At 71.1% G+C, this 21,639-nt stretch carries 21 protein-coding genes; 7 read left to right on the top strand and 14 right to left on the bottom strand.

Annotated features, from left to right (window positions below; all coding sequences use genetic code 11):
• Positions 1-139 precede the first annotated feature (139 nt).
• The gene (locus BMX97_RS15975; protein WP_091751974.1) at positions 140-1,420 is read right to left on the bottom strand and encodes a DUF3422 family protein; all 1,281 of its coding nucleotides are present in this window, start codon (positions 1,418-1,420) and stop codon (positions 140-142) included.
• 109 nt (positions 1,421-1,529) lie between these two features.
• Complete coding sequence (purH, locus tag BMX97_RS15980) at positions 1,530-3,131, bottom strand: bifunctional phosphoribosylaminoimidazolecarboxamide formyltransferase/IMP cyclohydrolase (protein WP_091751978.1); 1,602 nt, start codon at positions 3,129-3,131, stop codon at positions 1,530-1,532.
• A 301-nt stretch (positions 3,132-3,432) separates the two neighbouring features.
• On the opposite strand from purH, the gene BMX97_RS15985 reads away from it, so the two are divergent.
• Both BMX97_RS15985 and BMX97_RS15990 read left to right on the top strand, forming a co-directional pair.
• The gene (locus BMX97_RS15985) at positions 3,433-4,755 is read left to right on the top strand and encodes a hemolysin family protein (RefSeq protein ID WP_091751982.1); all 1,323 of its coding nucleotides are present in this window, start codon (positions 3,433-3,435) and stop codon (positions 4,753-4,755) included.
• Positions 4,756-4,873: 118 nt separating this feature from the next.
• A complete protein-coding gene (locus BMX97_RS15990; RefSeq protein WP_091751985.1) occupies positions 4,874-5,278 on the top strand; it encodes an EF-hand domain-containing protein in 405 nt (134 codons plus the stop codon).
• 218 nt (positions 5,279-5,496) lie between these two features.
• Here the strand turns inward: BMX97_RS15990 and BMX97_RS15995 are convergent, their stop codons facing one another.
• Positions 5,497-5,730, bottom strand: a complete 234-nt coding sequence (locus BMX97_RS15995) for a hypothetical protein (RefSeq protein ID WP_060845499.1) — start codon at positions 5,728-5,730, stop codon at positions 5,497-5,499.
• Positions 5,731-6,068: 338 nt separating this feature from the next.
• Here BMX97_RS15995 and BMX97_RS16000 point away from each other — a divergent pair, with 338 nt between their 5' ends.
• Together BMX97_RS16000 and BMX97_RS16005 are read left to right on the top strand one after the other, a co-directional pair.
• Positions 6,069-7,100, top strand: coding sequence for an adenylate/guanylate cyclase domain-containing protein (locus BMX97_RS16000; RefSeq protein ID WP_177202249.1), 1,032 nt, complete (start codon positions 6,069-6,071; stop codon positions 7,098-7,100).
• Positions 7,101-7,808: 708 nt separating this feature from the next.
• On the top strand, positions 7,809-8,240 hold the full coding sequence (locus BMX97_RS16005; protein ID WP_091751988.1) for a Ros/MucR family transcriptional regulator: 432 nt from the start codon (positions 7,809-7,811) through the stop codon (positions 8,238-8,240).
• Positions 8,241-8,298: 58 nt separating this feature from the next.
• Here the strand turns inward: BMX97_RS16005 and BMX97_RS16010 are convergent, their stop codons facing one another.
• Entirely contained in the window at positions 8,299-9,093 is a 795-nt protein-coding gene (locus BMX97_RS16010) for a DUF1194 domain-containing protein (RefSeq protein WP_091751991.1), read from the bottom strand.
• Positions 9,094-9,361: 268 nt separating this feature from the next.
• Here BMX97_RS16010 and BMX97_RS16015 point away from each other — a divergent pair, with 268 nt between their 5' ends.
• A complete protein-coding gene (locus tag BMX97_RS16015; protein ID WP_091751994.1) occupies positions 9,362-10,102 on the top strand; it encodes a restriction endonuclease in 741 nt (246 codons plus the stop codon).
• 153 nt (positions 10,103-10,255) lie between these two features.
• Here BMX97_RS16015 and BMX97_RS16020 read toward each other — a convergent pair whose 3' ends face one another.
• Positions 10,256-10,438: a hypothetical protein gene (locus BMX97_RS16020; protein WP_091751997.1), complete on the bottom strand. Its 183-nt coding sequence runs from the start codon at positions 10,436-10,438 to the stop codon at positions 10,256-10,258.
• Positions 10,439-10,573: 135 nt separating this feature from the next.
• On the opposite strand from BMX97_RS16020, the gene BMX97_RS16025 reads away from it, so the two are divergent.
• Complete coding sequence (locus BMX97_RS16025) at positions 10,574-11,344, top strand: ComF family protein (protein WP_091752000.1); 771 nt, start codon at positions 10,574-10,576, stop codon at positions 11,342-11,344.
• 1 nt (position 11,345) lies between these two features.
• Here the strand turns inward: BMX97_RS16025 and BMX97_RS16030 are convergent, their stop codons facing one another.
• The 8 genes from BMX97_RS16030 to prfA all read right to left on the bottom strand — a co-directional run bounded on the left by BMX97_RS16030 (position 11,346) and on the right by prfA (position 20,401).
• Positions 11,346-12,608: an MFS transporter gene (locus BMX97_RS16030; protein WP_091752003.1), complete on the bottom strand. Its 1,263-nt coding sequence runs from the start codon at positions 12,606-12,608 to the stop codon at positions 11,346-11,348.
• Between the two features lie 400 nt (positions 12,609-13,008).
• A complete protein-coding gene (locus tag BMX97_RS16035) occupies positions 13,009-13,206 on the bottom strand; it encodes a putative motility protein (protein ID WP_091752006.1) in 198 nt (65 codons plus the stop codon).
• Positions 13,207-13,249: 43 nt separating this feature from the next.
• A complete protein-coding gene (locus BMX97_RS16040; RefSeq protein ID WP_091752009.1) occupies positions 13,250-13,912 on the bottom strand; it encodes an invasion associated locus B family protein in 663 nt (220 codons plus the stop codon).
• 222 nt (positions 13,913-14,134) lie between these two features.
• Positions 14,135-15,610 (bottom strand): glucose-6-phosphate dehydrogenase, encoded by a 1,476-nt coding sequence (gene zwf, locus BMX97_RS16045; protein ID WP_091752012.1) that lies wholly within the window; start codon positions 15,608-15,610, stop codon positions 14,135-14,137.
• Positions 15,611-15,798: 188 nt separating this feature from the next.
• Positions 15,799-16,716, bottom strand: a complete 918-nt coding sequence (locus BMX97_RS16050; protein ID WP_091752086.1) for an SDR family NAD(P)-dependent oxidoreductase — start codon at positions 16,714-16,716, stop codon at positions 15,799-15,801.
• Between the two features lie 227 nt (positions 16,717-16,943).
• On the bottom strand, positions 16,944-18,017 hold the full coding sequence (locus tag BMX97_RS16055; RefSeq protein WP_177202240.1) for a DUF4167 domain-containing protein: 1,074 nt from the start codon (positions 18,015-18,017) through the stop codon (positions 16,944-16,946).
• Positions 18,018-18,452: 435 nt separating this feature from the next.
• Entirely contained in the window at positions 18,453-19,316 is an 864-nt protein-coding gene (prmC, locus tag BMX97_RS16060; protein ID WP_280142800.1) for a peptide chain release factor N(5)-glutamine methyltransferase, read from the bottom strand.
• Positions 19,317-19,321: 5 nt separating this feature from the next.
• Positions 19,322-20,401 carry a peptide chain release factor 1 gene (gene prfA, locus BMX97_RS16065; RefSeq protein ID WP_091752020.1) on the bottom strand — a complete coding sequence of 360 codons (1,080 nt, stop codon included), beginning with the start codon at positions 20,399-20,401 and terminating at the stop codon, positions 19,322-19,324.
• Between the two features lie 226 nt (positions 20,402-20,627).
• On the opposite strand from prfA, the gene BMX97_RS16070 reads away from it, so the two are divergent.
• Positions 20,628-21,047 (top strand): ester cyclase, encoded by a 420-nt coding sequence (locus BMX97_RS16070; RefSeq protein WP_091752023.1) that lies wholly within the window; start codon positions 20,628-20,630, stop codon positions 21,045-21,047.
• A gap of 73 nt (positions 21,048-21,120) precedes the next feature.
• Here the strand turns inward: BMX97_RS16070 and BMX97_RS32910 are convergent, their stop codons facing one another.
• Positions 21,121-21,273, bottom strand: a complete 153-nt coding sequence (locus BMX97_RS32910) for a hypothetical protein (RefSeq protein WP_177202241.1) — start codon at positions 21,271-21,273, stop codon at positions 21,121-21,123.
• Between the last annotated feature and the right edge of the window lie 366 nt (positions 21,274-21,639).

A 21,639-nucleotide genomic window follows, 5' to 3' on the forward strand; every position in this document is an offset into this window, starting at 1 on the left:
GCGGCCGTTGCGGCCGCCGCCCCTTTCTCGTTGTCCGGTGACGACGTTGCTATCCGCCCTCGTCCGGATGGCGGAAGCATTGTTGCAAATTCCTAAAGGGTGCCGAGATCGTCGCGACGGACGAACCGGTGCAACCCCCTCAGTGGCCCGGCTCCGCATGCATCCGCCGGATGCGCCGGACCGTCCACCACACGCCCGCCAGCACCACCGGCACCGCGATCGCGGTCCCGACCGTGGCGTCGACCGGCACGCCGGCATGGTGGACGCCCTCCAGGACGTGGTGGACGAGGCTCGCGACGTAGTAGGTGATCGCCGCGACCGAGAGGCCCTCGACGGTCTGCTGCATGCGCAGTTGCAGCCGCACCCGGTCGTTCATCGATTGCAGCTGGGCCTGGTTCTGGCGCTCCAGCTCGATGTCGACCCGGGTGCGCAGCATCTGGGCCGCCCGGGCGAGCTTGCGCGAGAGCAGGTCCTGCCGCTCGGCGATCGTCGTGCAGGTGCGGATCGCCGGGTTGTAGCGCCGGGCGAGGAAGACCGACCAGCTCGTCTGCCCGGGCAGCGCGTGCTCGCCCGAGGAGGAGAGGCGCAGGCGCACCAACTCGTCGTAGGCCCGGGTCGCGCCGAAGCGGTACATCGCCCGCGACGCCCCGGCCTCGAGCTCGGCGGCGAGCCCGATCAGCTCGTCGAGGAGGGCGTGGTTCTTCTCGAACCCCTCGCTGGAGCGCATCGCCTCCATCAGGGGCGGCAGCGCGGTCTCGATCCGCCGGATGGTCGGACCGAGCGCCTGCGCCTCCGGCAGGCCGAGGAGGGCCAGGGTCCGGTAGGTCTCGATCTCGAGCAGGCGCTGCACCAGGGTTCCGGCACCGAGCCGGCTCAGGCGCCGGTCGGCCACCACGATGCGGACGTAGCCGTGCGGGTCGGGCTGGAAGTCGGTGGCGATCACCGCGGCACCGCCCTCGGCCTCCGCCATCGCCAGGGAGGCGGCGTTGAAGCCCGACACCACGTCGGGGGGCAAGCCCCCGTCGACCGCCGGCAGGAGATGGAGGTCGACCGCGACGAGGAGCGGGCCGGGCTGGGCCACCTCCCCCATCGCGCCCTCGATCGCGTCGGGCTGGGGCTGGAAGGCCTGGCCCTGGGCGTCGCCGTACTCCCAGGTATAGGTGGTGAACTCGCTGTGGCTCTCCCATCGCAGGATCGCGCCGGAGAAGATCACCCGGTGCTGCTTGGCGCCCAAGGCCGGGCCGGGATGGCCTAAGCCCGTGCAATAGGCCTCGAGCGCGTCGCGGTCGGCGGCGGCGGCATCGCCGTCGGTCAGGAAGGCGTAGTGCAGGAAGCGGCGGGGCGTCTTAACCGGCGTGAACGGCCGGGCGTGGACCTCCGCCAGCACCCGGGCCCGCAAGGGGTGTTCGTCCAGCCGCATTCGTCGAGGTCCCGCCTGTCGTCCCGGCGAGGCTTGGCCGAGGCCGGCCCGAGGGTCAACGGTCCGGTCGGCGAAGGCCGCCCCTCGATCGGGGGGCGGCCTTGATCGGTCAGTGCCGGAAGTGGCGGTAGCCGGACAGTACCATGGCGAGGCCGGCCTCGTCGGCGGCTCGGATGACGTCGTCGTCGCGCATCGAGCCGCCGGGCTGGATCACCGCCGTGGCGCCGGCCTCGGCCGCAGCCAGCAGGCCGTCGGCGAAGGGGAAGAACGCGTCGGAGGCCACCACCGCGCCGCGGGCGAGGCTCTCGGGCAGACCCGCGGCCTTGGCGGCCTCGGCCGCCTTCCAGGCGGCGATGCGGGAGGAATCGACCCGCGACATCTGCCCGGCACCGATGCCGACGGTCGCGCCGTCCTTCGCGTAGACGATCGCGTTCGACTTGACGTGCTTGGCAACCCGGAAGGCGAAGCGCAGGTCCGACAGTTCGGCCTCGGTCGGCGCACGCTTCGTCACGACCTTGAGCGGCATGTCGTCGACGACGGCGTTGTCGCGGTCCTGGACCAGGAAGCCACCCGCCACCGTGCGCCAGACCTGGCCGGCGCTCCGGGGATCGGCGACGCCGCCTGTGGTGAGGAGGCGCAAGTTCTTCTTGGCGGCGACGATCGCGGCCGCCTCCTCGGTGGCGTCGGGCGCGATGATCACTTCCGTGAAGATCTCGACGATTTTCTTCGCGGCTTCCGCGTCCAGCGTGCGGTTGAGCGCGACGATGCCGCCGAAGGCCGAGACCGGATCGCAGCGAAGCGCCCGCTCGTAGGCCTCGATCAGGCTCGAGCCCTCGGCGACGCCGCACGGGTTGGCGTGCTTGACGATTACCACCGCCGCGGTGCGGGCGGGATCGAACTCGCTCACCGCCTCGTAGGCGGCGTCGGTGTCGTTGATGTTGTTGTAGGACAGCTCCTTGCCCTGGAGCTGGCGCGCGGTCGCCACGCCCGGGCGCGGGGCGCCGGCGGTGCGGTAGAACGCGGCCTTCATGTGCGGGTTCTCGCCGTAGCGCAGGCCCTGGGCCAGCGTACCGCCGAGCGCCCGGAAGGTCTGGATCTCGGGCACGGCCTCGATCTCGCCAGCGAGCCAGGTCGAGATGGCGGCGTCGTAGGAGGCCGTGCGGGCATAGGCCTTCTGGGCCAGCCGCCGGCGGGTCGCGAAGGCGACGGCGCCGTCATGGGCGTCGAGGTCGGCCAGCACCGAATCATAGTCTGCGACGTCGACCACCACGGCGACGTCCTTGTGGTTCTTGGCCGCCGCGCGGATCATCGCCGGTCCGCCGATATCGATGTTCTCGATGCACTCCGCGGCGGGCTTGCCGGCGGCGAGCGTCGCCTCGAACGGATAGAGGTTGACGACGAGGAGATCGATCGCCGCGATGCCGTGGGCCAGCATGGCGGCCTGGTGCTCGGGATTGTCGCGGATCGCGAGCAGCCCGCCATGCACGCCCGGATGCAGGGTCTTGACCCGACCGTCCATCATCTCGGGGAAGCCGGTGAGGTCGGAGACCTCCGTCACCGTCAGGCCCGCCTCGGTCAGCGCCCGGTGGGTGCCGCCGGTCGAGACCAGGGTCACGCCGCGGGCGGCGAGCGCGCGGGCGAACTCCACCAGCCCGGTCTTGTCGGAGACGGAGAGAAGCGCACGGGAGATGCGGGACAGGTCGCTCGCCATGATGAACCGGGTCTTTCGGTCGTGGAGCGCGGCGCGGCGGAGATCCCGGACAAGGGAAGAAGCCTGAGCCGGCGCAGGATCTTTGCCGGCGCCTAGCAGAAACCGCGGGTCGAGGCCAGATGTTGCGCCGCGGGATGAGCGCGGTCGTCCACCGCCCGCGCGACCGGACTTCCGCCGCGGCATCGCCCGTGGAGGAACGGCCGGATCGGGCATCGGACGGATAGGCTCGGAGGAGCAGACTTGCTATGAGGGGGCCGGCCACGCCCCGCCCCGGGAGCGGCCGGTCGCGCCACGGGAGGCGGTGATTTTCTCCGACAGTCCCTGGGGGACGGGCCTCGGCCTGTTCGCCATCGTGTTCCTCGTTTTCGCGAACGGGTTCTTCGTCGCGGCCGAGTTCGCCCTCGTTGCGGTCCGGCGCAGCCGGGTCCAGGAGCTCGTCGCCGAGAAGCGGGTCAATGCGGGCGCCCTGCAGCGGGCGGTCGACAGCCTGGATTCGCACCTCGCCGCCACGCAGCTCGGCATCACCATCTCGTCGCTGGCGCTGGGCTGGGTCGGCGAGCCGGCCTTGGCCCACCTGATCGAGCCGCTGCTCGCCTTCCTGCCGCAGGGCGTCAGCACGGCCGGCGCCCACGCCATCGCGGTGGTCTTCTCCTTCGTGGTGATCACCTCGCTGCACATCGTGCTGGGCGAGCTGGCGCCGAAGAGCCTGGCCTTGCAGCGCAGCGAGCGCACCGCGCTCGCCATCGTGCGGCCCCTGCGGCTGTTCCTGCTGATCTTCCGCCCGGCGATCTCGTTCCTCAACGGGCTCGGCAACGGCGTGCTGCGGCTGTGCGGCCTGCAGCCGGGCTCCGGCGAGGGCTCGCTCCACTCCACCGCCGAATTGTCGCTCCTGGTGGCGGCGAGCCAGGAGGCCGGCCTGATCCAGGAATCGCAGCAGGCGGCGGTCCAGCGCATCTTCGGCATCGGCGAGCGGCGGGTGCGGGACATCATGACCCCGCGCCACGAAGTCGACTGGATCGACGTCGAGGATCCGCGTGAGGCGGTGCTGGAGACGATCCGCGCCTGCCGCCACGAGCAGCTGGTCGCGAGCCGCGGCGAGATCCACGAGATCGTCGGCGTGCTGCGCAAGCAGGACGTGCTCAACCAGCTCCTCGACGGGGCACCGATCAGCCTCGACGCGATCATCCGCGAGCCGATCGTCGTGCACGAGGGCATGCCGATCCTGCGGGTGCTGGAGACGTTCAAGGCCAAGCCCGTCCGGATGGCGATCGTCGTCGACGAGTACGGCGACCTCGAGGGCATCGTCACCCAGACCGACCTCCTCGAGGCGATCGCCGGCGACATCCCGGAGACCGACGACGACGAGCCGATGGTGGTCGAGCGCCAGGACGGCTCGCTGCTCATCGATGGAATGATGCCCGCGGTCGAAGCCTTCGAGCGCCTCGGCCTCACCGAGCGGCCCGATACCGACGACTTCTCGACGCTCGCAGGCTTCGTGATCTTCCAGCTCGGACGCATCCCGACCGCCGGCGACGGGTTCGAGCGCGGCGGCTGGCGCTTCGAGGTCGTCGACATGGACGGGCGCCGGGTCGACAAGATCCTGGCGGAACGGCTCGGCGCGTGACCCTCCCTTGCGTCAGACGGGGTTGCAAAGCTTCCCGCAACGGTTAGGTATCCGCTTGCCAGATTATCCCATCCCTTGAACGACGAGGGATGGACGACGCTTGCGCCGGAGACTGTCCATGCTGAACCGCACCCTGCTTCTCGCCGCCCTGCTCGCCGCGCCGCTGGCGCTCCCGGCCTCCGCCGAGGCCAAGCCGAAGGCCGACCGCACCATCGCGGCCGTCGACACCGACTCCGACGGCACGATCGACATCGCCGAGGTCAAGGCCGCCGCCGCCGCGGTGTTCGACAAGCTCGAGAAGGATGCCGACGGCACGCTCGACGCCAAGGAGCTGAAGGGCCGCCTGAGCCGCCAGCAGCTGATGAAGGCCGATCCGGACAACGACGGCACGCTGACCAAGGACGAGTACGTCGCCCTCGCCGAGAGCCTGTTCAAGGCCGCCGACCCGGACAACGACGGCACGCTCGACGCCAAGGAGATGAAGAGCCCGGCCGGCAAGACCCTGGCCCGCCTGCTCAAGTAAGGGCTGCCGGCAAGGCTCTCCTCCCGCGGAGGGGGGCTTTGCCAGGGACGCCGGGTGACGAGTACCGAAAAGGGCGGCCCCTCGCGGAGCCGCCCTTCTGTCGTCGTACGATGCCCGACCGATCGCGTCGCGACGTAGAAACCGGCGTCGCTCGGGCGCAGCGCCGGCACGCGATACGGCTTTCCGGGAGATGATTTCCGGAAAGCCGTATCGGGGGATCAGTCGCAGCGCTCGCTGCGAACGGTCTTGCTGTCGCCGTACTCGTTGGTCTTCTTGACGGTCTTGGTCTCGCAGCCGCCGACCGAGCCGGTCGACTCGACCGAGCGCTTCTCGATCACGGTGCTGCGCTCCACCGGCGCCGAATCGCGGCGGATCACCGTCACGTCCTCGGCCAGCGCCGGAACGGTGACGAGGGCGGCGAGCGTCGCGAGGGTAGCAAGACGAAGAGACATTGTGGGCTCCGGGCTCGAATGCTGTGTCCGGGCTGCAAACGCCATGGTCAAGCCAACAGTTCCACAGGTTTCCACAGCAGACCGGCTCCGCGGTGCGACGGCGATCACGGCGGCATCGGGCCGCCGCGGCCGGCGATCCGCGCCGTCTTGGCGCCGGTGCCCTCAAATCGGCGCGAATCCCGGCTGAACTGCCCCGATGCCGCGGGCCTGCCCCGAGTCCGCCGGCCCAGGAGAGCGCCATCGTGCCCGCAGCCGGCCCCGTCGACCACCGCTCATCGGGGGAGCCGGATTCCGCCGGGCCCTGGGCGCGCGCCGCCGAGTTCCTGCGCACGCTGCGGCTGCCGATCCCGCAGCACGCCTGGTTCTGGATCGGCATCCTGGCGCTCAGCGCCGGGGCCGGCCTGCTCTACGACGCGCTGTTCAAGAACGGCATCCCGCTGGTCGCGGCGATCCACGGCGTGTTCATCGGCGCCTGCGCGCTGCTGATGGAGCGCGGCACGCTGCTGCCGCGGCTGCAGGCGCGGCTGCGCCGGCTGCCGACCTTCCTGTACGTGCCGATCGCCGAGCTCGCCTATGTCGGCATGATTACCCTCGGGCACGCCACCGGCGGCGTCATCGTCTGGAGCACGGGCCTGAGCCCGGAGCCCTTCGCCGAGGCGGTGGTGCCCTCGCTGCGCGTGCTGGTCTACGCGCTCGCCGTCTCGGCGCTGCTCGTCTTCGTGGTGCGCATGCGCGACCTCATCGGCGCCGAGGTCTTCGTCAACCTGCTGGTCGGCCGCTATCACCGGCCGGTCGAGGAGGAGCGCATCTTCCTGTTCGTCGACGTCGTCGGCTCCACCGCCTATGCCGAGACCCACGGGGCGCTGAGGACGCAGGCGTTCCTCAGCGCCGTCTTCGCGACCCTGGCCGAACCGGTGCGGCGCTGCCAGGGCTCGACCGACGACTTCGTCGGCGACATGGCGATGATCACCTGGCCGATGGCCCGCGGCCTGCAGGGCGCCCGCTGCGTCGCCTGCGTGCTGGCGATCCAGGACAGCCTGACCCGGGACGCGGCGGCCTGGCAGGAGCGCTTCGGCACCGTGCCGCGCATTCGCGCCGCCCTGCATGGCGGCCCGGTGGTCACCGCCGAGATCGGGGTCGACCGGCACAAGATCGCGTATTTCGGCGATGCGGTGAACGTCACCGCCCGGCTTGAGGCCCTGTGCCGCACCCTCGACGCGCCGGTGCTGATCTCCGGCGACCTGCTGGCGAAGCTGCCGCGCCTGCCCGAAGACGTGCGTGCGCGTCCGCTCGGCGAGCACGCGGTGCGCGGACGCGACCAGGTCCTGGCCGTCGCGGCCCTCGAGCCGGCGACGCGGACGGCGGCCTGAAAAGGCCGCGCGACCGGCCCGGTTCCGGCAATCGACCGACAGCACTCGGCCGCCCGGTCCGGCATCGCGGAGCGATCCCACCGGTGTCCGGCAGCCGATCGCGCATCGATCGGCTGCCGTTACGACAGGCCTGTTCGCGCGCCACAGTCTTCACCGCCCAGCGAACTGTATCGGCGCACCCGCCGGCGCGGGGAAACGCTGCCCTGCGCCGATTCGTCGTCGATCGATTCGCGCATAAACGAATTGCAGCAGTCCCAATCACCCGACGACTCTTCGCGGTCGCCCGCGACACCTTGTGGTTGGTGGTCCGATCGGTCGGGAGCGGTGGCCGGCGATTACGCCGGCATCGGTCGTTGACTTGCGACGATCGGATGAAATCCGCATCCTCCAAAAGACAATGAATCCTCCGGATGGCATAAGCCGAAGAGGATATGGCCGGGGCACCGCCGTCGGGAGAGATAGGTGCCTTGGCCGCGCAGGCTGAGGCGAGCACAACCCAGCCTCGATGTCCATTCCTGCAAGTTTTATGAACGGCGTTGGACCGTTGGGGAAGGTTGCTTGTTTTTCTCTTGCGGTTCTGGCGCCGACACCATAGTTGCACGCAGAAGCAAAGCCGGACATGGCCCGCGTTTCGGCGCCCTCACACAGAGTCCCGAGGCGGGGATGTCCGAACGTCTCATGGATCGATCGGGAGAAGAGGACTAAGTGATGAGTGACAGCGAGGCGTCGACGGACCACATCCAGCTGGCGGCGGACATCGTGGCGGCATTCGTGAGCAACAACTCGTTGCCGGTCGCCGAGCTTCCCGCCCTGATCGCCTCGGTCCATTCGGCGCTGGGCGGTCTCGGCAACACCGAGACGGCGGAGCCGGCCGAGCCGCTGACCCCGGCCGTTCCGATCAAGAAATCGATCATGCCGGACTATCTGGTGTGCCTCGAGGACGGCAAGAAGTTCAAGTCGCTGAAGCGCCACCTGCGCAGCCGCTACGGCCTGACGCCGGAGGAGTATCGCGCGCGCTGGAACCTGTCGCCCGACTATCCGATGGTGGCACCGAACTACGCCGCGGCGCGCTCGGAACTGGCCAAGACCATGGGCCTCGGGCAGCAGCGGCGCAAGGCGCTGCGGGGCAACGAGGGCTGAGCCGGCCCGCGGGCCGACGAGCGGCCCTCTGCATCTTCAGATTGCAGACGGAGTCGCGCTAATCCCAGTCGGGGTTGGGGCGCTCGCCGATCAGGCAGTTGGCCCGGGGCTCGCCCTGGGCCCGCTGCAGCAGCGGGCCGGTCTCGCGGCCCGCCACCTCGCGGATGATCTTGGTGCGGATCGCGGCGGCGAACTGGTCGCGCTCGCGGACCGGCACCATGAAGCTCCCGCTCCCGCCGATCACGCAGTCGCGGTAGTAGCGGTCGAGATCCTTGATGTCCCACGGCCCGCTCGGCTCGCGGATCATCAACGGCAGGCCGTTGATGACGATCCCCTGCCCCACCGCGTCGTCCCGCGCCCGGGTGACCGAGCGGCCCTGGTTGTTCGGCCCGTCCCCCGATACGTCGATCACCCGCCGCGTCGCCTCGAAGCCGCTGCCGGCGAGGAGCCCGGCGGAGAAGTCGATCGCGCTGGCGATTGAGGTCCAGGTCGAGCGCCGGGGCGGGCTCTGGACCAGCCGCTCGGCGAAGCCGGCGGCCTCCTCGGCCCCGGCGATGAGCGTCCACGGCACCACGACCCGCTGGTTGCCGACCCCGGCCCATTCGACGTAGGTCACGGCGATGCGCCCGACCATGCCCTGGCGGATCGCCTTGTGCACCGCCGGGTTGCGGAACGCCTCGACGTAGCCCTCCCGCTGCACCGCCTGCTCGTCGCCGGTCATCGACAGGGAGACGTCGACCGCCAGCACGAGGGCGACGTCGACCTCGACCGGCGCGTCCGCGGCCCGGACCGGAGGGCCGGCCGCCATGGCGGCGAGGAGGCAGGCGAGAAGCGCGGCGACGCGTGACCTCATCCGGGGACTCCCGTGCGCCGGCCCGAGACACCCCGGCGGAGCACCAGGATCGGCCGCGCGGCCGCCCGAATGCAAGCGCCGCGAAGGCCTTGCCTCGACACGCTCGCGTGAGGGACCGCCGTCTCGAGGCCGATGCGGGCCCCCGGGGCGAGGTGGCGTTCTGCTGTGGATGAATCCGGGGACAGGCCCCGCCTTAGGCTGGGGACAACGCGCTCCCGCGAGAGTCCGGACCGTCCAGCCGCATCGCGCGGCGCGAGAGTCCTTCCCGATGCGCCGCACCTCCAGCCTCGCCGATCGCCTGTTCTGGCCGATCCTGGTCGGTGGCGCGGCGAGCCTGTGGTTCGGGCCCAAGGCCCTTGGGGTCGCCGGGCTGGTGGCCCTGGTTCTGGTGCTGCACCGGCTCGGCCGGGGCGGCCGCTTCCGCCGGCGGGTCCGGGCGATCGCGCGGCGCCACCGCGAGACCCTGGCGCTGCGCCGACGCCAGGAGAGCTATGTCGATCCCTACGGCAACGAGATCCTCGACGGCTGGCTGCGCGAGCGCAGCTACTTCGCCGACCGGACGGTGCTGCCGCGCCTCGAGGCCGAGGGCTATGGCGACCTGATCGCGGCGCGCTACGACGAGATCCTGGAGATCGTCGAGGCGGCGTCGCTCAGCGTCGGGCCGCCGGACGAGGGCGAGGCGCTGCCCGAGGACGGCATCGCCTACGAGCGCTTCTGTGCCGCCCTGCTCGACCGGGCGGGATGGGACGCACGCACTACCAAGGCCGCCGGCGACCAGGGCGCCGACGTGGTGGCCGAGCGCGACGGGATCCGGCTGGTGGTGCAGTGCAAGCGCTACGCGAAGCCGGTCGGCAACGGTGCGGTGCAGGAGGTGATCGCGGCGCGCAGCTACTGGAACGCCGACCACGCGGCCGTGGTCTCGAATGCCGGCTTCACGCCCGCGGCCCGCAAGCTCGCGGCGGTCACCGACGTGCTGCTGCTGCACCACGACGAGCTGCCGGACCTGTAGCGCGCCACGCGGCCGATGGGGCGGCCGCTGCACGGCGCCCGTCGGCTTGCGGGCGAAATGTTTCGATGGGTCCCACGTCCGACCCGCGACCCCAGGATAAGGTCGCGGGTGGGACATTCCGCGGACTATCGGGGTTACCGGTCGACCTGGCGTTCAGTGGGCCAGCGCGCAGAGGGTCCAGACACGCTTGAACTCGCGCCGGGCGCGCTCGCGCAGTTCCTCGACGGAGACCGCGACGGGACCGCGACCGAGCCCGGCTTTGGACAAGGACGGAGCCCAGACCGCGTTCATGACCGTTTCCTCCATCGCATTGGTCTTGAGCACGATCGTGCGCAACAGGTGTTCACACTGCAACCGTCATGGGCGACAAGCAGGCACCATGTTGCCTGTTTCCAGCGCCCGTCCCCTCGTCCCTGGCCTGGCCGTCCCTCGGGACGCGGGAGGACCCGGTGCGTCGGGGCCGCGGCGGCGATGACGGACCTGCGCCGCCTCGCCGGGCTGCCGGGCCTCGCGCTGCGCGGGGTCGTCGGTCTGGTCTATCCGCCGAGCTGCATCGCCTGCGGGGGCGCCACGGCGGTGCCGCACGCGCTCTGTGCGGGCTGCTGGCGCGAGATGCGCTTCATCGAGCGGCCCTATTGCGAGCGGCTAGGGACGCCGTTCTCGGTCGATCTCGGATCGCCCGGCCTGCTCTCCCCGGCGGCGCTCGCCGACCCGCCGGTCTATCAGCGCGCCCGGGCGGTGGCCCGCTACGACGCGACGGCGCGGCGCCTGGTGCAGCGACTGAAATACGAGGACCGCCTCGACCTCGCGGGGGCGCTCGGCGGGATGATGGCGCGGGCGGGCGCCGAACTCATGGCCGAGGCCGACCTCGTGGTGCCGGTGCCGCTCTGGCGCTGGCGGCTGTGGCGGCGCCGCTTCAATCAGGCCCATCTGCTCGCCCGGGTGGTGGCCCGCGGGAGCGGCGTGACGGTGGCGCCGGACCTCCTCGCCCGGGTGAAGCGGACCCGCCAGCAGGTGGGCCTGACCCGGGCCGCCCGGGCCGAGAACCTGCAGGGCGCATTCCGGGTGCCGGAAGCGGCGCGGGCGCGGCTTCAGGACAAGCGCGTGCTGCTCGTGGACGACGTGCTGACCACCGGCGCAACGGCGAACGCCGCCGCCCGGGCGCTCCTGCGCGGCGGGGCGGCAGCGGTCGACGTGCTGGTCTTCGCCCGCGTGGTCAGCGACGGGCGCGACGTGGTGTAGATCAGGCGCGCTGCACGCCGCCGATCGGGTTCGCCTGGCCGGCCTCCGGCTCGCCGGACGTGCTCAGGACCTTGCCGCGGGGACCGACCCAGACGCCGACCCACTTGCGCGACCACAGGGCGAGGCAGCCGAGCACGACCGCCGTGAAGGCGGCGTAGAACAGGAAGCCCGCCGCGAAGCCGCCGGTATACTGCTTCGACAGGCCCATGGCGTTCGGCAGGATGGCGCCGCCGAGCGCGCCCACCTCGCCGATCATCGAGCCCGCCACCGCGGTGTTGGTCGGCCAGCGCAGGGGCACGAGCTGGAACAGCGCGCCGTTGCCGGCGCCGAGCGCCGCGAAGCAAAACATGAACAGGATCGTGGTGACCAGCAGCGTCGGCGCCGCGGTGAGCATCAGGAACGAGCCGACGGCGGCGAGCAGCACCACGGTCAGGACCAGGATCCCGCCGATCCGGTCGGCGAAGTAGCCGCCGAGGATGCGGATGCCCGAGCCCATCAGGGCGGCCAGCATGGTCAACCGCCCGGCCTCGATCTTGGTGACGGCGAACTGCTCGTAGAAGAAGGTCGGCAGGAAGTTCGACAGGCCGATGAAGCCCCCGAAGGTGATGACGTAGACCAAGTTGAAGGCCCAGCCGTCCTTCTCGAACAGGCAGGAGACGTGCTGCTTGAAGCTCTGGTGCTCGCGGTCCGGCGGCTCCTGGGCGAAGACGATCATGACGGCGAGCGGGATCAGCATGAACACGCCGGCGAAGCCGTAGACCGCCTGCCAGCCATAGGCCTGGGCGAGCGGCGGCGCGAACAGCACGGCGAGCACGGTGCCCGAGTTGCCGGCCCCGGCGATGCCCATCGCCAAGCCCTTGTGCTCCGGCGGGAACCAGCCCGAGCCGAGGGACAGGGCGACGCCGAAGGACGCGCCCGCGATGCCGAGCAGCACGCCCATGGCGAGCACGTCGGTGAACGAGTGCACCAGGAAGAAACCGTAGGCCATCGCCAGGACGATCAGCGACATCTCGGTGATCGCGGCGTTCTTGCGCCCGATATACTGGGCGAGCACGCCGAGGGGAAAGCGCATGATCGCGCCGGCCAGGATCGGCAGCGAGATCATGAAGCCGGTCTGGGCGGGCGTGAGCTTGTAGTGCTCGGTGATGAACGGACCCATGGCGCCGTTGAGCACCCAGATCGCGAAACAGAAATCGAAGTACAGGAATGCGGCGAACAGGGTCGGGGGATGGCCCGACTTCATCACGGTCTTGAAACTGGCCATCTCACGAGCCTCACGCATAGCCCCCGCGGGGGGTCTTCGACGCGCTTCAGGGCGAGGATCGTGCGGAACCGGCGAGGCCCGTTCACGCTCCTCCGTCTGTCGGACATCCCTGTCCAAGGCTCGGGCGTCGTTGCCCCGCGGGCCGTGAGGCCAGCCTGCGGGGGTCGTTTGCAGCTTTCGTGCCAGTGTTCGGAGGCCGGTTCTTCGGGGATCGCACCGGATCGAGGGTCCGCCCGCCTGCCTGTAGGGCAGGCAGGAGCTGGCGCGCGGGGCGGCAGCGGGAGGCCGGAGCCGCTCATACGAAATCCGGTTGATCGCTCCGCGATGCGGATTTCGGCTTCGCTCAGGCGCCGCGCGGGCTGGTGATACCGTTTCCGAAAGGGATCTTCCGGAAACGGTATCAGACGCTCACGTCGACGATCTGCCCCTGGCCGGGCGGGGGCGGGGCCGGGATGTTGGCCGTCTCGGCGACGTAGGCGGCGACGCTGCGCTCGGCGTCCAGCGCCTGGCGGGTCACGAGGGTCGCGACCTGCTGGCTGTAATTGGCGCCCTGCGTGGCGGCGGCGAAGGCGGCGAGGGAGGCGGAATCGATGCTCATGTCCGAAAGCCTGCCGCCCAAGCGTGACCAGCCGGTGAAGATGTCAGCTCAAAAGCTGCGCCATCCGCGCGAGGGCCGCGGCGAACCCGGCGAGCGGCACCGTGATGGTGTCGGCCTCGCCGTTGGGCTTGGTGCCGGTGACCCGCAGGTTGACGGCGGTCTTCATCGCGTCGGTGGCGACCGTCGGGAAGCTGATCGGCACGATGCAGCCGGCCTGGACGCAGGAGGTGTAGGGCGCGCCCTTGCCGAGCGTCGCGTCGTCGAGCTTGAAGGTCACGCCGGGCTCGATCGACAGGCCGAGCGGCATCAGGAGCAGGCCGTTGCTGCGCCCGTCCTGCGGCGGGTTGAGCTCGATGCTGAAGCGGCGCTGCCCGGTCTGGGCCACGCCTTGCGCCTGCGACAGCTGGCACTGGCGCTTCTCGTTCTCGCGGGTGCAGCTGATGGTCCAGTCGCCGTAGACCTCGCTCACCGCGCTGGCGCCGTTGGGCCAGGCACCGACGGGCGCCGCCACCACGGGCGGCGCGGCCTCCGCCTTCGGGGCCGGGGCGGGCTTGGGGGCGGGGCGCCGCACCGGCTTGGGCGCGGCCTTGTGCGGCGCCTCCGCCGCCGGGGCCTCGACGGCGGGCTCCTCCTGGGCACGGACGGGACCCGCGAGGAACGCGGCGAGGACCAGCAGGCTGGCGACGGGAAGGCGGCAGGGCGGCATGATCGATTCCTCGGCACCCGCCCGCGCCGGGGCGCGGAACGGGCCTGTGTCTCGCCGCCCGTCTAGAGCGCGGCGGGCCGGAAGGGAAGCCGCCGGACGGTCGAACCCGGGGCCATGCCGTTGAGATCCTTCGATTATCTTGGATCCATTCCAATCAGTGGCATTCGACCGGGATCACCGTGCCGGCCCGGCGCCAGCCGAGGTCTTCGTGCCGGCTCGGCGTCAGCCGAGATCCTCGTGCCACGTGCGCCCGTCGCGCTCGATCAGCGCGATGGCGGCGGTCGGCCCCCAGGTGCCGGACTGGTAGGGGCGCGGCGGCTCGGGACGGTCGGCCCAGGCGTCGAGCAGGGTATCGGCCCAGGCCCAGGCCGCCTCGACCTCGTCGCGCCGCATGAACAGCGTCGCGTTGCCCCGCACCACGTCCATCAGCAGGCGCTCGTAGGCGTCCGGGTAGCGCTGGTTGAAAGTCTCCTCGAACGAGATGTCGAGGCCGGTCGCGCGCAGGCGCATCCCGCCGGGACCGGGCTCCTTGGTCATCACCTCGAGCTTGATGCCCTCCTGCGGCTGCAGACGGATCACCAGGCGGTTCGGCTCGCGGGCGAACTCGTCGGAGAAGATGCTGAACGGCGAGGAGCGGAACTGCACCACGATCTCGGAGACCTTCTGGGGCAGCCGCTTGCCGGTGCGCAGGTAGAACGGCACGCCGGCCCAGCGCGGCGTCATCAGCTCGAGCTTCAGGGCCACGAAGGTCTCGGTCAGGCTGTGGGCCTCGCCGCCGAGGTCGGCGGCGTAGGAGGCGACCGGCTGGCCGTTGACCGCGCCGGCGACGTACTGGCCGCGCACGGTGCGCATCGCCACCTCGTGGGCGGGAATCGGCTTGAGGGCGCGCAGGACCTTCAGCTTCTCGTCGCGCACCGCGTCGGCATCGAGCGAGAGCGGGCTCTCCATGCCGAGCAGGCAGAGGAGCTGCAGCATGTGGTTCTGCAGCATGTCGCGCAGCGCGCCCGACGTGTCGTAGTAGCCGCCGCGCCCCTCGACCCCGACCGTCTCCGCCACGGTGATCTGGACGTGGTCGATCACGTCGGCGTTCCACAGCCGCTCGAAGATCGTGTTGGCGAAGCGCAACGCCAGCAGGTTCTGCACCGTCTCCTTGCCGAGATAGTGGTCGATGCGGAAGATCTGGCTCTCGGGAAAGACCTTGCCGACCTGGTCGTTGATGGAGCGGGCCGAGGCGAGGTCGTGGCCGATCGGCTTCTCCAGCACCACGCGCGAGCGCTCGCCGATCAGGCCGTGGGCGCTGAGGTTGCGGCAGATCGAGCCGTAGAGGCTCGGCGAGGTGGCGAGGTAGTAGGGCCGGACGTGGTCGGGGCGCTCGGCGAGCAGGCTCGCCAGGTCGTCCCAGCCCTCGTCGCCCGCCCCGTCTACCGCGACGTAGTGGAGATGGGCGAGGAAGCGGCCCACCGTGTCGGGGTCACGGTCGGCCGCCGGGACGTGGCGCTCGAGCGCCGTGGCGGCGAGGTTCCGGTACTCGTCGGTGCCGAGATGGGTGCGGGCCGCCGCGACGATGCGGCTCTCCTCCGGGATCTGCCGATCGCGGAAGCGCTGGTAGAGCGCCGGCAGCAGCTTGCGCATCGTCAGGTCGCCGGTGGCGCCGAACACGACCGCGTCGAAGGCGGCGACGGGAATGATCTTGTGCATCGGGTGACGGGTCTCCCGTTCCTCGCCGGCGCCCCTTCCGCATGGGAATAGCCGGCCTCCTGCCGCGGGACGAGCACGTTTCGCGCCCGACATCCCGCGGCGTCTCGATTCGGCATGCGTCCCGGGCGCGTCCGTGCCTCCGACGCACCCGGGACGCGATGAAGATGCGGCCTCGCGGGCGTGCCGCGTCAGAACGAGGCCGGCGTCGCCGCAGCCTCCCTGATCCCCTCGTCCGCCCCGGTGCTGCCGCCCGCGAGCGGCGCCTCCATGTGGGCCGCGAAGGCGGCCTTGTGGTCGGGGTGCCAGCGCGACAGGGCCGGGCGGTTGCGGATCACGTCGTCGGCGGACCAGCGCATGCGCTTCTCGTCCATCTCCCGGGTGGTCTCGTTGTCCGGGCAGAGGACGTAGAAGTCGCCCGCCGCCATCCGGTCGAGCAGCAGGGCGACGGTCTCCTCCGGCGTCCAGGCGCCGGCCGGCTTCTCGGTCACGCCGCGGGCTCGGGTCAGGCCGGTATAGACGAAGCCCGGAATCAGCAGGTGGGCGGTCACCGGCGAGCCGGCCTCGCGCAGCTCGTGGGCCAGCGCCTCGGCCGTCACCTTCACGCCGGCCTTGCTGACGTTGTAGGGCGTGTTGCCCGGCGGCGTGGTGATGCCCTGCTTCGAGCCGGTGACGATCACGGCGCCGGGCCGCCCCCGCTCCATCATGCCCGGCACGAAGGCCTGGAGTGCGTTGATCACGCCCCACAGGTTGGTGTCGAGGATGCGGTGCCAGGTCGCGGCATCGGAGAAGAATCGCCCGCCGGCCTCGATCCCGGCATTCGCCATCAGGATCGACACCTCGCCGAGGGAGGCGGCCTCGCGGGCGAGAGCCGCGAGGGCCTCGGGGTCGGCCACGTCGGTCGGCACCGCGCGCACCTCCGCCTCGCCGCCCCGGGCCACAGCTGCGACGTCTCGGCCGGCTGCCGTCAGCGCCTCGCCGGGCAGGTCGGCGAGCACGACCCGCATCCCGGCCTCGGCGAACGCCCTGGCGGCGGCAAGGCCGATGCCGCTCGCGGCGCCGGTGACGACTGCGACGCGGCCCTGCGCGAGGGCGGGATGGTGAGTCATGCTGCGCTCCACCTCGGGCGATCCTGGAGGATGCCGGTCTGCGGGACCTCCGTCCCGTGCTTCAGGCCGGCAGGTAGGCAGTCGCGCGGGAAACGCCACACGCGGCGGCGCAAAAAATGTCGCTGCATCCGGCCGATCCGCGTCGGGACGTCCGCGACTCCAACAAAGAAAAGAGCCGGCCCCTGGGGAGCCGGCTCTCTTCGTCGCTCGGTAGGATGTCCGCAGGCCTACTCGCCGGAGGACTCGGACGCCTTCGGGAACAGCTCGCCGGAGGGCTGGCCCTCGCCCTCGGCGCCCTCGAAGCGGGTGCGGCGGCGGCGGCGCGGACGAGGCGCCGGGGCCTCGTCCGATGCCTCGACCGGGGTCGCCGGCGGGGCGGGCGGGGCCTCCTCGACCGGGGCCGGGTTCGAGACCGCCGGACGCACCGGCGTGGTCAGGAAGGCCGGCAGGCCGGTCGGTTCGTCGGCCGCGAGGGCCGGCTCGGAGCGCGGCTCCTCGCGGCGGCGCTCGCGGCGGAACTCGGAGCGACCGCCCTCGCGGTAGCCCTCCTGACGGGGCGAATCCTGACGAGGAGAATCTTGGCGAGGGGAATCCTGACGAACGGATTCCTGCCTCGGCGCGTCCTGCCGGGTGTCGTCCTGCCGCGGCTGCTCGACGCGGGAGAGGTCCTGGCGCTCGGAACGAGGCTGGCGGTCCTGACGCTCGCTGCGCTCGGGACGGTCCTGCCGGTCGCGCTGCTGGCGGTCCTGTCGATCCTGGCGGTTCTGCTGGAACCGCTCGCGGCGCTCCTGCCGGTCCGGACGGTCCTGGCGCTGGGTCTCGCCGCGGTCCTGGCGCTCGTAGCGCGAGGGACGGTCCTCGCCGCGGCCGTCATAGGGCTGCGGCTGTTGCGCGGGATCGCCGTAATCGTCGGCGGCACCGTAGCCCGACTGGGCGTAGCCGTTGCCGCGCTCCTGGCCCCGGTCCTGACCGCGCTCCTGGACGGCGTAGCCGTTCGTCGGCGCGCCCTCGTCGTCGCCGTCGTCCTCGTCGTCGTAGCCCTGGCGGCCGTAGGTACCGCCGTATTGCTGGCGATACTGCTCGTTCGCCGCCGTGATGATGCGGAAATAGTGCTCGCCGTGCTGGAAGTAGTTCTCGGCCATCACCGGATCGCCGCTCGCCTGGGCGTCGCGGGCGAGCTGGGCGTACTTCTCGGCGATGTGCTGGGCCGTACCGCGGATCTTGACGTCGGGACCATTCGACTCGTAGGCCCGGGTCAGCGGGTTCGGCCCCTTGTTGTTGGTGCGGTTGCGACCACGCATACGCCTGTTCTGGTTCGGTCTCATCGGTCTCGACTGACCCTCTTCGACGACTTGAAGGGCGGGGCTTCACGCGCGGAGCGGGGCTTCGTCCGCGGATCCGGCGGCCGTGTGCCGGCCTGCTCCGTCTCCGCAGCGATGTCCGCCGTGCCCTGTGCGACCGCGGGCCGTCTCGCCGCCGGCCGCCCTCGATCCACAGATGCGGGTCACCGGACCGCCTACGCGCTGATTGGTCTGCCCGGTGGTGGAAGATCGTCCGAAGGTCCGCGCCCGATGTCGCGCCCAAGAACCGAGCCTGGCTGTGATATCCGGACCGTTCACGATCTACCCTGGGACGTTAGCGGTTTCGGCCGGCGCCGCCAAGTGATTTCGAGTCGATTTCCCGTCTCGTCCGGGCCGGTTTCGGGGATAATGCGTCAGGAACCCGACAGATCGGCGTCACGTCGCGATCCGCGGCGCCATCACGACGACGCGCGGATGCCCGGCGAGGTCGCGCCGGACCTCGGACGTGAGCCCGTGCGCCGCGGCGAGCCCGCACAACGCCGCCTCCTGGTCGTAGCCGATCTCGACCACGAGATGCCCGCCGGGCGCGAGCAGCGGCGGCACCTGGGCGAGGATCGCCCGGTAGGCGTCGAGCCCGTCGGGGCCGCCGTCGAGGGCGAGCCGGGGATCGTGGTCGCGGACCTCGCCCGACAGGCCGTCGACCACCGTGCTGGCGATGTAGGGCGGGTTGGCGACGACGAGGTCGAAGGGCCCGGCGAGCGCCGCGGCCCAGTCCCCGGCCGCGAAGGCGGCGCGATCGCCGACGCCGTTGCGGGCGGCGTTGGCCCGGGCGGTGCGCAGGGCTCCTGGCGAGCGGTCGAGCCCGAGGCCCCAGGCCCGCGGCCACTCGCTGAGGAGCGCCACCAGGATGCAGCCCGAGCCGGTGCCGAGATCGGCGAGGCGATGGGCGCCGTCCCGGCGCAGGCCGAGGCCGAGGGCGGCCTCGACCAGGGTCTCGGTGTCGGGCCGCGGCACCAGGGTCTCGGGCGACAGGGCGAAGGGGAGGCCCCAGAACTCCCAGGCGCCGATGATGCGGGCCACCGGCTCGCCGGCGGCGCGGCGTGCCAGGAACGCGGCGAGCCGCGCCGCCCCCTCCGGGCCGACCGGCGCGTCGCCGCGCAGGGCGAGGTCGGTGGCGGTGACGCCCAGCGCCTCCTCGACCAGGATGCGGGCGTCGAGGGCGGCGGTCTCGATGCCGCCGGCGACGAGGACGTCCACGGCCCGGGCGCGGGCCGCGATCCGGCTCGTCTCCGGGGCCAGCGCGATCACGCCATCCCCTCGGCGGCGAGGAGCGCCGCCTGGTGCTCGGTGATCAGCGCGTCCACCACCTCGTCGAGGGCGGTGCCGGCCATCACCTCCTCGAGCTTGTAGAGGGTCAGGTTGATGCGGTGGTCGGTCACCCGGGCCTGCGGGAAGTTGTAGGTGCGGATCCGCTCCGAGCGGTCGCCGCTGCCGACCTGCGACTTGCGGTCGGCGGCGCGGGCGGCGTCCTTCTGGCTGCGCTCCTGGTCGTAGAGCTTGGCCCGCAGCAGCGCCATGGCGCGGGCCCGGTTCTTGTGCTGCGAGCGCTCTTCCTGGACGAAAATCACGATGCCGCTCGGCACGTGGGTGATGCGGATCGCCGATTCGGTCTTGTTGACGTGCTGGCCGCCGGCGCCCTGCGCCCGCATCGTGTCGATCTTCAGGTCGGACTCGTTGACCTGGATGTCGACCTCCTCCGCCTCCGGCAGCACCGCGACGGTGGCGGCGGAGGTGTGGATGCGCCCCTGGGTCTCGGTGTCGGGCACGCGCTGCACCCGGTGGGCGCCGCTCTCGAATTTCAGCCGGGCGAACACGCCCCGGCCCTTCACCTCGGCCACGACCTCGCGGTAGCCGCCCATCGTGCCGGCGCTCTCCGAGATGACCTCGACCTTCCACCCCTTCAGGTCGGCGTAGCGGGAATACATCCGGAACAGGTCGCCGGCGAAGAGCGCCGCCTCGTCGCCGCCGGTGCCGGCGCGCACCTCGAGGATCGCGCTCTTCTCGTCGGCCGCGTCCTTGGGCAGGAGCAGGAGTTGGAGCGCGCGCGCCGCGCCGTCGCGGGCGGCCTCGGCCTCCGGCTTCTCCTCCGCCGCGAGCGCCCGCATCTCGGGATCGCCCTCGGCGATCATCTCCTCGACCCCGTGCAACGCCGTCTCGGCGGCCCGGAAGGCGTGGATCGCCTCGACGACGGAATCGAGGTCGGAGAGCTCCCGCGAGAGCTGGACGAAGCTCTCCGCGTCGGCCTCGCCGGCGCTCAGGATAGCGGTGACGATGTCGTGGCGGGCCAGGATGGCGTCGAGACGGTCGGACGGGATCGCGATCATACGAAGGATAAGGCCATGCGCAGCGGACGGTTCAGCCGGGGCGGCCCGCGCCCGGTGCCGGAGATGGTGCCGCGTATAGCAGGTCTGCGGGGGATGGGGAGTCGGTGCGGGCTCGCACGCGCTTGCACCATGGCAGTACGGCACCGCCCGTCACACCCGAGCCTTCGGCCGACCGACCTGGCAAGGGGCTTGCGAACGGTCGATCTCGCAGAGGGAGCCGACCGCGATGGATGCCACCGTGCTGGAGGATCTGTTCGACCGCTGGGAGCGCGTCTGGCACGAGGGCGCCTTCGACCTCGTCGAGTCTTGCGTCGCGCCGTACTACGTCCGGCACGACGAGATGGGCGACCGCACCGTCGCCCGCGAGGACTACGCAGCGGAACTCTCGCGCTTGAGGCAGGCGCGGCCCGATCTCAGGATCATCGTCTACGATCACAACTTCCACGGTGATCGCGCCTGGTTTCGCTTCACGATGAGATGGACGGACCTCGAAAGCCGCGAGCTGCGAACCCGCGCCGGTCTGCAATCCTATCGTACGGAAGCCGGCCGGCTGGCGGAAACCTGGGTCGTCCTGCAGCCGGTCGGTTCGGCGTGGGATGACACCGAGGCCCAGGCGAGCTGGACGGGTCGCGCGCCCGGCCGGTAGGGCGGCCGTCGAGACGCCGGATCCAGCCCGACGCCGAAAACCGCCCTGCCGCACTCCGAGGCCGTGCGGGATCTCAGCGGGCAGGATCCGCCCGCTCCGTCTTCCAGGCGACGATCCGCGAGGTGGCAATCTCGCGACCCCGCTTGTCAGGGACAGGTCGCGAGCCCAGCCCGATCGTGACGGCGAAAGCCGATCCGGTCGGGCGTTCGATGACGGCGATGGTCACGAACGGCGCGCCGTTCAGATCTCCCGGAGCCTGTTTGAATTACAACGACACGATCGAGAGGGGATTTTTTATCCTATCCTCCACGTCATCCTGAGATACTGGCGATCATAGATCGCGGGCGATCGAAGATCGCTGAGCCTCGAAGGAGGGATCCAGTGATCTCGGAGACTTCTGGAGCCCTCCTTCGAGGTCAGTCGATCTTTAATCGCGTGCGATCTCCGATCGCCAACACCTCAGGATGAGGTTGCTTGTAGGTTAGATTATATCGATCGGTCAAACAGGCTCCCACTCCCCGGCCGGAGCGGATCTTTCCCAACGTTACGTCATCGTCGATCCGGGTCACCGGACCGCTTTCGGGTCGGTGCG

The organism is Methylobacterium sp. ap11, assembly GCF_900110515.1.
Classification (GTDB): Bacteria; Pseudomonadota; Alphaproteobacteria; order Rhizobiales; family Beijerinckiaceae; genus Methylobacterium; species Methylobacterium ajmalii.